Source organism: Fontibacillus phaseoli (assembly GCF_003337355.1).
Lineage (GTDB): Bacteria > Bacillota > Bacilli > Paenibacillales > Paenibacillaceae > Fontibacillus > Fontibacillus phaseoli.
Window position 1 is genome coordinate 1 of the sequence record NZ_QPJW01000012.1, and the last position, 12935, is coordinate 12935.

The 12935-nt window shown below is 49.2% G+C and carries 8 protein-coding genes, 11 tRNA genes and 1 rRNA gene; all 20 read left to right on the plus strand.

Translation table 11 applies throughout. The features are described from left to right. Positions 1-131 precede the first annotated feature (131 nt). Positions 132-248 (plus strand): 5S ribosomal RNA (gene rrf, locus DFP94_RS20515). Between the two features lie 7 nt (positions 249-255). Next, positions 256-331, plus strand: a tRNA-Asn gene (locus DFP94_RS20520). A gap of 3 nt (positions 332-334) precedes the next feature. Next, a tRNA-Thr gene (locus tag DFP94_RS20525) sits at positions 335-410 on the plus strand. A 14-nt stretch (positions 411-424) separates the two neighbouring features. Further along, positions 425-499, plus strand: a tRNA-Glu gene (locus DFP94_RS20530). 21 nt (positions 500-520) lie between these two features. Then, a tRNA-Val gene (locus tag DFP94_RS20535) sits at positions 521-596 on the plus strand. Between the two features lie 11 nt (positions 597-607). Then, positions 608-682, plus strand: a tRNA-Gln gene (locus DFP94_RS20540). A gap of 9 nt (positions 683-691) precedes the next feature. Further along, positions 692-764 (plus strand) — tRNA-Lys (locus tag DFP94_RS20545). An 11-nt stretch (positions 765-775) separates the two neighbouring features. Then, positions 776-859: transfer RNA gene (locus DFP94_RS20550), tRNA-Leu, on the plus strand. Between the two features lie 5 nt (positions 860-864). Further along, a tRNA-Gly gene (locus DFP94_RS20555) sits at positions 865-939 on the plus strand. A gap of 6 nt (positions 940-945) precedes the next feature. Then, a tRNA-Arg gene (locus DFP94_RS20560) sits at positions 946-1022 on the plus strand. A 35-nt stretch (positions 1023-1057) separates the two neighbouring features. Next, positions 1058-1134: transfer RNA gene (locus DFP94_RS20565), tRNA-Pro, on the plus strand. Positions 1135-1143: 9 nt separating this feature from the next. Beyond that, a tRNA-Gly gene (locus tag DFP94_RS20570) sits at positions 1144-1217 on the plus strand. Positions 1218-1546: 329 nt separating this feature from the next. Next, a complete protein-coding gene (ppc, locus tag DFP94_RS20575) occupies positions 1547-4342 on the plus strand; it encodes a phosphoenolpyruvate carboxylase (protein ID WP_114498447.1) in 2796 nt (931 codons plus the stop codon). Between the two features lie 226 nt (positions 4343-4568). Then, positions 4569-5162, plus strand: coding sequence for an RNA polymerase sigma factor SigW (gene sigW, locus DFP94_RS20580; protein ID WP_181873250.1), 594 nt, complete (start codon positions 4569-4571; stop codon positions 5160-5162). A 129-nt stretch (positions 5163-5291) separates the two neighbouring features. Next, positions 5292-5906 carry a zf-HC2 domain-containing protein gene (locus DFP94_RS20585; protein WP_114498355.1) on the plus strand — a complete coding sequence of 205 codons (615 nt, stop codon included), beginning with the start codon at positions 5292-5294 and terminating at the stop codon, positions 5904-5906. A gap of 246 nt (positions 5907-6152) precedes the next feature. Then, the gene (gene cdaA / locus DFP94_RS20590; RefSeq protein ID WP_114498356.1) at positions 6153-6983 is read left to right on the plus strand and encodes a diadenylate cyclase CdaA; all 831 of its coding nucleotides are present in this window, start codon (positions 6153-6155) and stop codon (positions 6981-6983) included. Continuing rightward, on the plus strand, positions 6976-8382 hold the full coding sequence (locus DFP94_RS20595) for a CdaR family protein (protein WP_114498357.1): 1407 nt from the start codon (positions 6976-6978) through the stop codon (positions 8380-8382). The genes cdaA and DFP94_RS20595 overlap by 8 nt, the downstream gene beginning before the upstream one ends. Before the next feature lie 157 nt (positions 8383-8539). After that, on the plus strand, positions 8540-9880 hold the full coding sequence (glmM, locus tag DFP94_RS20600; protein WP_114498358.1) for a phosphoglucosamine mutase: 1341 nt from the start codon (positions 8540-8542) through the stop codon (positions 9878-9880). Between the two features lie 528 nt (positions 9881-10408). Next, the gene (locus tag DFP94_RS20605) at positions 10409-10630 is read left to right on the plus strand and encodes a hypothetical protein (protein ID WP_114498359.1); all 222 of its coding nucleotides are present in this window, start codon (positions 10409-10411) and stop codon (positions 10628-10630) included. A 201-nt stretch (positions 10631-10831) separates the two neighbouring features. Then, a complete protein-coding gene (glmS, locus tag DFP94_RS20610) occupies positions 10832-12664 on the plus strand; it encodes a glutamine--fructose-6-phosphate transaminase (isomerizing) (RefSeq protein WP_114498360.1) in 1833 nt (610 codons plus the stop codon). Positions 12665-12935 lie beyond the last annotated feature (271 nt).

Here is a 12935-nt window from a genome sequence, read left to right on the forward strand (position 1 = left end):
CTAACACGCAAATTCACGTTTCGTATCCAGTTTTCAGGTGATTAAAACATCTGAACTAAGCTGCATGCCTTTTATAAGGTTTGATATTTTCTCGCAGCGATTTCGAGAAGCGAAAGCTTCGAAAAATCATGTTTGGTGGCGATGGCGGAGGGGTTCCACGCGTACCCATCCCGAACACGACCGTTAAGCCCTCCAGCGCCGATGGTACTTGGACCGAAGGGTCCTGGGAGAGTAGGACGCCGCCAAGCATAATATTCCCTGATAGCTCAGTTGGTAGAGCACTCGACTGTTAATCGAGTTGTCACAGGTTCGAGTCCTGTTCGGGGAGCCACTTGCTCTCATAGCTCAGTAGGTAGAGTGCATCCATGGTAAGGATGAGGTCACCGGTTCGATCCCGGTTGAGAGCTCCATTTTCTTACTGGATGGCCCGTTGGTCAAGGGGTTAAGACACCTCCCTTTCACGGAGGTAACAGGGGTTCGAATCCCCTACGGGTCACCACTTTCAGTACGAACTACATATGGAGGCTTAGCTCAGCTGGGAGAGCATCTGCCTTACAAGCAGAGGGTCGGGGGTTCGATCCCCTCAGCCTCCACCATGATTACCTATTGGGGATTAGCCAAGCGGTAAGGCAACGGACTTTGACTCCGTCATCCATAGGTTCGAATCCTATATCCCCAGCCATTTTATTGAGAGCCATTAGCTCAGTTGGTAGAGCACCTGACTTTTAATCAGGGTGTCGAAGGTTCGAGTCCTTCATGGCTCACTTTTCACAGTGCGCGTGTGGCGGAATTGGCAGACGCACTAGACTTAGGATCTAGCGTCTTTGACGTGGGGGTTCAAGTCCCTCCACGCGCACCATATTTGCGGACGTGGCTCAGCGGTAGAGCATCGCCTTGCCAAGGCGAGGGTCGCGGGTTCGATTCCCGTCGTCCGCTCCATAATTTGCGCCCTTAGCTCAGCTGGATAGAGCGTTTGACTACGAATCAAAAGGTCAGGAGTTCGAATCTCTTAGGGCGCGCCATTTTTAACTTCATAATGGTTATCACCATCTTATTTCGGGACGTAGCTCAGCTTGGTAGAGCACCTGGTTTGGGACCAGGGGGTCGCATGTTCAAATCGTGTCGTCCCGACCATTATAAGGTGCGGGTGTAGTTCAATGGTAGAACTCCAGCCTTCCAAGCTGGTAGCGTGGGTTCGATTCCCATCACCCGCTCCATACATAACAGCAACATCATCAGCGAGATGATGTTTTTTGTTATAATCAGGTTTTTTTTAACCTTGCATTTTACTGCTTCACCGTGTTAGGGTAGTTAAAGAGCTATCATACCGGGTAACAAATTTGTTATTACTATTGGTGTAGTTAGTGAGATGTTTAACGTCTTGCGCTAAGGGCATTTCCCACTCGGGAAGTTGCTCTAATTGTTTTATGTTTACTGCCGTTCCCTTTAAATTCCTTACAAATAAAGTGAAGATTTTCAGGGAAGTTTATTGTATTATGGTAGGAAGGCTTTTAGAGAAGGAATAGGGATGAAATGGGGGAGAAATATGACGGAATTAACGGTAGCTGCCGGCAAAACCAACTCGAACAACCTTCTTCGGCGAGATATACGTTTTTTGGGCAATATTCTAGGAGAGGTCCTTGTCCATCAAGGCGGTAATGAGCTCTTGGATATTGTCGAGAAGATTCGTGAAGCCAGTAAGTCGTTGCGGGCTGTGTTCTTGCCGGAACTGCATGAGGAGTTCAAGGGAATGGTCAATTCCCTGGAGCCGGAAATTCGACACCAAGTCATCCGGGCATTTGCTATTTACTTTCAATTGGTCAATATTGCCGAACAGAATCATCGGATCCGCCGCAAAAGGGATTATGAGCGGTCCGCAGGGGAAGCTGTGCAATCCGGTACGATTGAAGCCTCGGTTAGAGATTTGAAGGAACGGGGTTTTACTTTCAGTGAAGCTCAGGAAATTCTGGAAGGTATGTCGCTGGAACTTGTTATGACGGCTCACCCTACGGAAGCAATGCGCCGCGCCATTCTCGACATTCATAAACGGATTGCCGATGATGTAATGCAGCTTGATAATCCGACTTTGACCTTCCGAGAACGGGAGCAGCTAAGAGAAAAGTTGCTGAATGAGGTCATTACGCTCTGGCAAACCGACGAGCTTCGGGATCGCAAACCTACGGTTCTGGATGAAGTGAGAAACGGGATGTATTATTTCCATGAGACGCTGTTCCACGTACTGCCGGAGGTTTATCAGGAACTGGAACGTTCGCTTAGTAAATACTATCCGGAGCATCTGTGGCATGTGCCGACCTATCTGCGCTTCGGCTCCTGGATCGGCGGCGATCGGGACGGGAATCCGTCCGTCACCTCTAATGTGACCTGGGAGACGCTTAAAATGCAGCGTAAGCTGGCTATCCGCGAATACCAGACTCTGCTCTCCGAGTTGTTTAAGTATCTCAGTTTCAGCACAAGCATCGTGGACGTTACGGATGAGTTGATTGCTTCGATTCAAAAGGACCGGCTGCAGGTAACTTTAAATAAAACGCCGCACTGGCGCAATGAGAAGGAACCTTACCGTATCAAGCTGACTTATATGACGGAGAGACTCCACAATGTTCTGGATGAGTCCAAGAAAGATACCTCCGAGCGCTATGCCAGCGTGAAAGATCTGATCGAGGATTTGAAAATCATCGACCGGAGCTTGCGTCACCATTATGCGGATTACGTTGCGGATACCCATATCAAGAAATTTATCCGCCAGGTTGAATTGTTCGGGTTCCATACCGCTACGTTAGATATACGCCAGCACAGTAAAGAACATGAGAATGCCATGACGGAAGTTTTGGCTCATATGAATATTGTAAGCAACTATGCCGCGATGGAGGAAGAAGAAAAGGTTGCACTTCTGGAGCGTTTGCTCAACGACCCTCGTCCTTTGACTTCGCCTTATCAGGAGTATAGTGAAAGTACAACGGAATGCCTGAACGTTTACCGTACGGTGTTCCAAGCCCAAAAGGAATTTGGCACCCAGTGCATTACCAGCTATTTGATCAGCATGACCGAAGCGGCGAGCGATATTCTGGAGGTCATGGTGTTTGCCAAAGAAGTGGGCTTGTTCCGTAAGGAAGCCGACGGTACCGTCGTATGTACGTTGCAATCCGTTCCGCTCTTCGAGACGATCGATGATCTGCACGAAGCTCCGGGCATTATGCGCCGTTTGTTCGATATGCCGATTTACCGTCAATCCGTGACGGCAATGAACGATTTGCAAGAGATCATGCTCGGTTACTCCGATAGCAACAAAGACGGCGGTGTGGTTACGGCAAACTGGGAGCTTCGGGTAGCTCTGAAACAGATAACGGCTGCGGCAAAAGAGTTCGGCGTGAAGCTGAAATTTTTCCATGGCCGGGGTGGAGCACTCGGACGCGGAGGCATGCCGCTGAATCGCAGCATTCTGGTACAGCCGCCGGAAACGATCGGCGGAGGCATTAAGATTACCGAGCAGGGGGAAGTAATTTCTTCCCGTTACTCCTTGAAGGGAATCGCCTACCGCAGTTTGGAAACTGCGACTTCTGCGCTCATTACGTCGGCGATTCAAGCCAAAATGCATCAGGATTTCAATCCACAAGAGGAGAAATGGGATGCCATCGTCGCCGGCATTTCCGAAACTTCACTCAACAAGTATCAGGATTTGGTTTTTCGCGAGCCGGACTTCCTGAAGTTTTTCAGAGAATCGACACCGCTTGTAGAAGTCGGCGAATTGAATATCGGTTCCAGACCGTCCAAGCGCAAAAATAGCGATCGCTTCGAAGATTTGCGGGCCATTCCGTGGGTGTTCGCCTGGACGCAAAGCCGCTATCTATTCCCGGCTTGGTACGCTGCAGGCACAGGGTTGTATACGTTCTATCAGAACAACGAGGAGAATCTTAAGGTTCTTCAAGAGATGTACAAGAACTCGACGTTTTTCAGATCGCTGATGGACACGTTACAGTTTGCCATTATTAAGGCGGATCTGGTTATCGCGAAAGAATATGCTAAAATGTGCGGCGATTCCGATGCCAAGGAGCGGATCTTTGGACAAATTGAGCAGGAATTCAATTTAACGAAGGATATGATCCTCAAGATTACGGGCGTACCGGAAATCCTTGACGATTCCCCGGCCGTGCAGGAATCCATCCGGCTACGTAATCCTTACGTGGATCCGCTTAGCTACTTGCAAGTTCAACTGTTGACAGAGCTTCGGGCCGTTCGCGAACGGGGGCAGGACGATTCCGAACTGTTGCGTGAAGTGCTGCTTACCATCAACGGCATAGCCGCGGGGCTCCGGAATACGGGCTGATCCCTGGTTTTAAACCCAAGCCGGTCCTCTCCAGATCTGGAGAGCGATCCGGCTTGTTTTTTTGAGAAAGTCAATGGTTAGCCGGGGGATAGGATAAATAGGAATAGTATTGCATTTTGCATGGAGTTGAATTAACATTTGAATGAAGTGAGGGCAGCAGCAATCACCGAAAATGGGCTCGGTAAGCGTAAGCCCGGACAATCTGGAGTCCCGAATAAGCCCGTCTATGGATCTGGGGGAAATTATAGTGGTGGACCATTTCGAAGCGAGACTGGTGAAGTTAGCCCGCAAAGGCGATCAGGGTGCATTTGCCGAACTCGTTGATGTATATAAGGATAAAATATTTCATTTGGCATACCGGATGTTGTCCAATCGGCATGAGGCCGAGGATATCGTCCAGGAGACTTTTTTGCGCGTCTATAAAAATTTTCACCGTTATGACGAGAAGCAGAAATTCTCCACATGGATTTACCGGATCGCTACGAATTTGTGCATTGACCGGCTGCGGAAGCGGAAACCAAACTATTATCTTGATGCCGAAATGAACGATCAGGAAGGAATGGACGGATATACGCTGATTCCCGGGGACGATAGAACACCGGAAACGGAGTACTTGTTGTCGGAAACCCAGCAAACGATTCATCAGGCCATCGAGGGCCTGCCCGCCAAATATAAGTCGGTGATTGTTCTGAGGTACTTGCAGGACCTTTCGCTGCAGGAGATTGGCGATGTGCTGGACATGCCGGTGACGACCGTGAAAACGAGGGTGCATCGGGGACGCGAATTTCTGCGCAAAAAATTGGAGCACAAAGTGTTTTGATTTTGGGGACCCGAAATTTGCAATAATTATGAAACGCTTTGTTGAATCAGACGTAATGTAAGGTAGGACGACTATGCCAATACGGTGTTATTGGTTATCCATAGATTGATACTGAAAGGATTGGCTGATATGGATTGCAAACAAGCCTCCTCATTGATGCATGATTACCTGGACGAAGATGTGACGCATGGGCAGGCCGTGGAGCTAAAGTTGCATCTCGAAGGCTGCTCCGCTTGCAAGGAAAGGTATAAGAAATTGGAACAAACGGAAATGATGCTGTTTGCGACCATCAAGCATGGTTCGATCAATGCACCGGATGAACTCGTTGACCGGATTATGTGCAAAATTCCGACGCCGCGTAAACAGCAGGCATGGATCGGCTGGATTCGGAAGCATCCGGCTCTTACGGCTGCGGCCATGTTTTTGCTGGTTATGCTGTTTAGTGCGGTTTCCCTGTGGGAAAGCGACGACCAACTCGTAGTCAAGACGGCGGATCTGGATCAGGTCATCATCAATGGCAATACCGTTACCGTGCCCAATGGATCTACCATTGCCGGTAACCTTACTGTAGAGAATGGCAAGGCTGAAATATACGGCGATGTTCAAGGAAACTTAACGGTGATCGACGGATCGTACTACCAAGCTTCAACGGCTCATATCGCGGGCGAGATCAAGAGTATTGATCAAGCGCTGGACTGGGTGTGGTACAGGATCACCAATGTGTTTATGGAAGTCGCCTACTGATCACTTGTGCGGCAAGCGGCGCCTCCCTTCGCGGGGAACCACGGCGCCTTTTTCTTTTGCTTCATAAAGGAAAAATTTGCTTGCAGTTACGAAAGCTTCTAATTATATTGTATGCTTGCATCTGCCTTTGGAACGTTATAACCTAGAGGATAAGGGGAAGATATAAAGACAAGCGTATAAAGAGATGTACATAACCGTTCCTTCGTCGGCGAATTCGTCGTTAGAGGGCTTGTTGGGGGTTGCACCATGAACTATTTTGCTAATTTGACATGGCAGGATTACATTAAGGATCTTATTGATATCCTGATCGTCACTTATATTATATATCACCTCATTTTACTGGTACGGGGAACGAGAGCGATCCAACTGCTGAAGGGAATTCTCGTCCTGGTCGTAATCTGGGCGGTAAGTACCTGGTTTGATTTGTATACCTTGAAATGGCTTATGAATCAGATGTTCACCTTTGGGGTGCTTGCGATCTTCATCATCTTCCAGCCGGAGTTAAGAAGGGCACTGGAACAGCTCGGACGCGGCAAATTGTTCGGACGTAATAGTGCGGATGAGGAAGAATTCGGCAAGGAAATCGGCGAGATCATTAAGGCCGTTAATTTTTTATCCCGTAGAAAAATAGGCGCATTAATTGTTTTTGAACGAAATACAGGGCTTAATGAATATACGGAGTCGGGAATTAAGATGCAATCGATGATCTCTTCGCAACTGCTCATCAACATCTTTATTCCGAATACGCCACTGCATGACGGGGCTGTCATTATTCAAGGGCATAGAATATCGGCAGCAGCCTGTTATTTGCCGTTATCGGAAAACCCGTTCATCAGCAAAGAGCTGGGGACAAGACACCGTGCCGCGATAGGAATCAGTGAAGTCGGGGATGCGATATCCATCGTCGTGTCCGAGGAAACGGGACAAATTTCGCTGGCCATAGACGGACAAGTCGTGCGCGACATTAATGAAGAATCGCTCATTTCCAAATTGTATGAAGAGCTTGGCCCGAATTCGAACGAGAAGGAAAAACGAAAGCCTTTCTGGAAAAAGAAGGAGGGCGGTAATAATGGATAAGTGGCTGAACCAGAACAATTTTGCCAAGGTGATCGCCCTTATTTTCAGCATTATTTTATGGGCGATGGTTCATATCGACAGCGGTACCCCTGTCGCTCCAACGACCGTGGTGAACTCGAAGACGATCGACACGAAAATCCAGGTGACCGGATTCGATAGCGACAAATATGTGTTGTATGATCTGGAACCGGACACGGTCAGGCTGGAAGTCAAGGGAAAACGAACGGATTTGACCACGAATTTTTCTGATTATAAAGTGAAGCTGGACTTAAAAAATATAGGACCCGGAACTATTACGTTACCTTTGGCTCATGAGCTGCCGCCAGGCGTTCAGCTGATTTCCATGGATCCATCGATCATTAAAGTAACGATTGAAGCAAAGGAAACGAAACAAATTCCCGTAACGATTGTGACTAAGGGCAACCCGGCAGACGGGATGCAGCTTGGTAGTCCGATCGTGATCGGAGAGAGCACCGTAGACGTAACTTTGCCGCAAAGCGAAATTGAGGAACTTCAAAAAGTTCAAGGTACCGTGGATGTGACCGGCCTGAACGAAACGGCAAAAGGCAAAACCGTGAAGCTAACTGCATATGATAAACATGGGCAGGAAATGACAAATGCGGAGATCTCGCCGGATTCGGTCGAGGTGGATGTGCCGATCAATAAATTGTACAAAAATGTGCCTTTAGAGGTACGCAAAACCGGGAAGCTCCCGAATGGATATGTTCTTTCCAGTATTAGCACGAACGTGGAAGGCGTTGCTATCTATGGGTCAAAAGAATCGCTTGAGGGTATATCTTCCTATCCGGTTACGGTCGATTTGAGTCAGTTTAATGGTACAAATGAGACCAGGTACACGGTGGGCTTGACTCCTCCCGAAGGTTTTGAGAAAATCGAGCCGAGCTCTGTTCAAGTCACCGTCAAAATTGAACCCGCCGGACAAAAGCTGATCGATAACATTCCGATAACCCTGATTAACGTGAATGAAGCTTTAACGGAAAAGTTCATTAACCCGGAAGACGCCAAGATTTCGCTAAGCGTATTTGGAGCCAAAGAGGTGCTGGATAAGCTGAAAGCGGAAGATTTTACGGTAACAGCCGATTTATCCGGGTTGGGGCAGGGAACGCACACGGTCCCGGTCAATGTAAAGCTGCCTGAATATGTCGAGTCGTCTGAAACCGGTCAGAGTCTTGAGGTGCAGATTGAGCTGACGGAAAAAGGGAAGCCTGCGACTTCGGTTCCGGATGAGAATCCATCGGGAACGCAGGGCACGGAGAATAGTTCGCCTTCAGGGGAAGGTACGAACCAAAGCGGAGCCAATGAAGGTAATGGGAGCGGTAGCGGCAACGGGATTGGCAATGGCAATGGGAATGGGAACCCCCCGGATAACGGTGGCTGATATTATTTCAGCCAAGGTTCATCCGGCATGGATTAACACAGGAAAACCGGAAACAACATACATCGAAAGAACGATACTTTACGTGGAAGATTTGGAGCCTTTCGCCGTATAGCAACTATGCGGCGGGGGCTTCACAACTTGTTGAAGGAGTGAAATCATGGGGAAGTATTTTGGAACCGACGGAGTAAGAGGTATTGCAAATAAAGAATTAACGGCAGAAATGGCTTATCAGATTGGCCGCTGTGGGGGTTATGTGCTTGCGGGACAGGTTCCGAAGCCGAAGGTAGTTATCGGTATGGATACGCGCATTTCGGGCGTTATGCTCGAATCGGCGCTTGTAGCGGGGATGCTGTCGATCGGCGCGGACGTTATCCGACTTGGTGTGGTTTCAACGCCGGCCGTAGCCTATTTGACGCGGATCCTTAACGCCGATGCAGGCGTTATGATATCGGCTTCGCACAATCCGGTCGAGGATAACGGAATCAAGTTTTTTGGCAGCGATGGCTTCAAGCTTTCGGATGAAACGGAATTGTTGATCGAGGAACTCATGGATAAGGAAGTAGACGAGCTTCCGCGCCCTGTAGGCGGCGGGCTGGGCAGCGTCATGATCGACATTGAATCGAAATTTAAATATCTCGCTCATTTGAAAACGACGATCAGTCATTCTTTTGAGGGGCTAAAGGTGGTTTTGGATTGCGCCAATGGGGCTGCCTATGAACTGGCTCCGATGCTGTTCCGGGAGTTAGGCGCTGAAGTCTATACCATCGGGGCGGAGCCGAACGGTCTGAATATCAATGATCACTGCGGATCTACGCATCCGGAGAAGCTGAAAGAAGAAGTTATACGTCTTGGCGCGGACTTGGGACTCGCATTTGACGGGGATGCCGACCGCCTGATCGCTATTGACGAAAAAGGGGAAGAAGTCGACGGCGACTATATTCTTTGTATTTGCGGCGACGCGATGAACCGCGCGGGCAAGCTGAAAGACAGCACGGTCGTTTCGACTGTGATGAGCAACTTCGGCTTCTATAAGGCGACCAAGAAACTGGCGCTGAATACGCAACAGACGGCGGTAGGAGACCGTTATGTCATGGCGGAAATGATCCGCGGCGGATACAATCTGGGCGGGGAACAGTCCGGTCACGTGATTTTCTTGGATTACAATACGACTGGCGACGGCATCCTGACAGCGATTCAGTTGGTGGACACCATGAAGGCCGCGGGCCAACCGCTGAGCGAGATGAAAAAGGTAATGAAGCAGTACCCGCAGGTGCTGGTGAATGTCCGTGTGCAGGATAAGAGCAAGTTTGTCGGCAATCCAGCCATTGAGGAAGCCATTACATCTGTAGAGCGCCAGCTTAGCGACAACGGCCGGGTACTGGTTCGTCCTTCCGGTACCGAGTCCCTGATACGCGTCATGGCGGAGGGACCGGAGAAGGAAGAACTGGAGCAGTTGGTAGCGCATATCGTCTCCGTGGTGGAGAAGGAACTGATATAATAGATGTTTTCAAAAAGTCATCTTTTGATCACGTAGGAATTCTTGAGGCTATCTCGACATCGAATCTTGAATTCAGCCGGGCCTAGCCTATGCTTTCGAAGTATGTTTCCTTCGGAAACATTTTAGTTGCTCACGTAGGTTTCTCCTACGCCGCGCTAATCAGTCCCTATCTTCATTCAACCTTTTCGGTACTGAAAACCTGACTTTTTGAAGTTAATTTTTAATTTAAGTGACTTTTTTCATAGGACTACAAAATGAGCCGCTGGCACTGGGGAAATCCGGTTTCAGCGGCTTTTTAATTGGGTAAGCTTCCTTGGGGCAGAGGGATAATCGGGACAACTTGATTATTGCCAAATGTCACTGGGGTGCATATAATAAGCATATTCAAGAAAAGAAAGTGAGGGTTGTAAGGTTTAAGCAGTATAAGCGCCAGAGCTTCATTTCGCGCGTTGAAGTTATCCGGAAGGGAACAGGCAGACACAATGTTGTTGTGTCTCGCCTGGATAAGGCTGGATGAGGAAACGGCAAATGCAAGCTGACGAGGTGGAGGTGTTCGAGATGTTCGGCGGGGGCCTCCCGGTGCCGCATCGCACCGTGACCGAAAGGACAAAAGGAATGGGCGACCGTTCCCACAAACCTTACGGACCGATGTTATTTTACAAGGGATTTTTGGATGAAAGTATATTTCATGAGTGTGCGCAGGAGACGCGGAAGAAGCGCGATGGACGGGAGATTTATGGACATTCATGAAAATAGGCATGGTTACTTGTAACTTTTCTGATTTTTCAAATAAAAGGGGAATTCGGAAAGCTTGATGCCCATTTAGGGATAACTTTTTGAACAACCACTAAAAATTGAATAGTTCTGTCTCTTTGGACCGCGCTGGCATCGTCCGCTTCTTTCCTCCTGCGAATCAAAATTCGGAGAGAATGAAACGGAGGATATATAAATATGTGTGGTATTGTTGGATATATCGGGAAGAGAGACACGCAGACGGTTTTGTTGGAAGGACTTAAGAAGCTGGAGTATCGCGGTTATGATTCGGCGGGCATTGCGGTATTTACGCCGGACGGGTTGCAAATCGCCAAATCGATCGGCCGCTTGGCTAATCTGGAGTCCAAACTGGAAGGAGCCCCTTTGGTAGGGACGGCCGGCATCGGCCATACCCGCTGGGCAACGCATGGTAAACCGTCGGATGTCAATTCTCATCCGCATACCGACCACAGCCAGAAATTTTCGGTCGTGCATAACGGGATCGTCGAGAATTATCTGGATTTGAAAGAAGAGCTGATCGGCCAAGGCTGCGAGTTCGTCTCGGAGACGGATACGGAAGTCATTTCCCATCTGGTGGCCCGCGAGTATGAAGGCGATATCGTAAAAGCCGTTCAAAAAGCGATCACCTATATGCGCGGCGCTTTTGCGCTCGGCGTATTGACGGAATATGAGCCGAATAAGCTGGTTGCCGTACGTCAAGCAAGCCCGCTGATCATCGGTCTCGGCGAAGGCGAGAACTTCATCGGCTCCGACATCCCGGCAATTTTGAATTACACGCGCAACGTGTATATTCTGAATGACGGTGAAATGGCCGTATTGACCGAAGACGCTGTCGAATTGATGACCATTGAGGGGAATTTTATTTCTCGGGAAATGATTTCTGTCGATTGGGATGCGGTGACCGCGGAAAAAGGCGGGTTTGATCACTTCATGCTCAAGGAAATCCATGAGCAACCGAAGGCTTACCGCGATACGATGCGGGGTCGGATCGACGAGAGCGGCCGCAAAGTGCTGTTCCCTAACCTGAATCTGACCGAGGAAAAGATTCGTTCGATCAATAACATTCACATCGTAGCTTGCGGAACGGCATATCATGCCGGTCTGGTAGGTGGAGCTACCATTGAAAAGTTGATCCGTGTACCGGTAGCATTTGACGTCGCATCCGAGTACCGTTATCGTTCGCCGCTCATTACGCCTGAGACGCTCGTGATCGTCGTCAGCCAGTCCGGTGAAACGGCGGACACCTTGGCTGCTCTGCGTGAAGCTCACGCCAATGGCGCTCATGTCCTGGCCGTTACGAACGTAGTCGGCAGTTCCATCGCTCGCGACGCGGACGACGTGATTGCTACGCTCGCAGGCCCGGAAATCGCCGTAGCTTCGACAAAGGCGTACACGTCCCAGTTGATCGCATTCTACCTGCTTGGCTTGCATTTGGCCCAAGTTCGCGGTACGCAATCCGAGGACGAAATCGCGCATATCCTTGCCGCGATGCAGTCGCTGCCTGAGCAAGTAGAAAGTATGCTGGAGCAGGCCGAAGCTATTAAGGCTTATGCCGAGCAAATCTCCAAGCATGAGCATCTGTTCTTCATTGGCCGCGGCCTCGACTATGCCGTAGCCATGGAAGGATCGCTCAAGCTGAAAGAAATTTCTTACATTCACTCCGAAGCTTATGCGGCGGGTGAATTGAAACACGGAACCTTGGCGTTAATTGAAGATGGCATTCCGGTTATCGCTTTGGCGACCCAGGAAGCCGTACTCGAGAAGACCGTCAGCAACATCAAGGAAGTGAAAGCCCGCGGCGCAGACGTGATGGCGATCACGCACGAAGAGCACGTAGCCGGATTGCTGAAATCCGTCGACCAGGCCTTCGCGATTCCGAAGACGCTGCCGCTGCTTACGCCGGCACTGTCCGTTGTACCTTTGCAGCTTCTGTCCTACTACGCTTCCCTGGCTCGCGGCAACGACGTCGACAAACCGCGGAATTTGGCGAAGAGCGTGACGGTGGAGTAAGGAAAGGCAACCGGGACAATTCTGTGTAGAATGACATTAATGTTAGTTACTAGACATTAATGTTAGTAATTTAACAATAATGTTTGTATCTTGACAAAAAAGAATGGAATTACCTCCATATTTTTTTAAGTCGCTCATAATATGAGCGACTTTTTTTAGGCTTTAGCCAGTTGACTACGTGAAACTCGCGAAAAGAAATCACCCGCTATGCGGGTGGAGGGGGTGAATTGTCTTGGTAAGATAAAATAGGAAGTTACCTTTTATGAAAGGG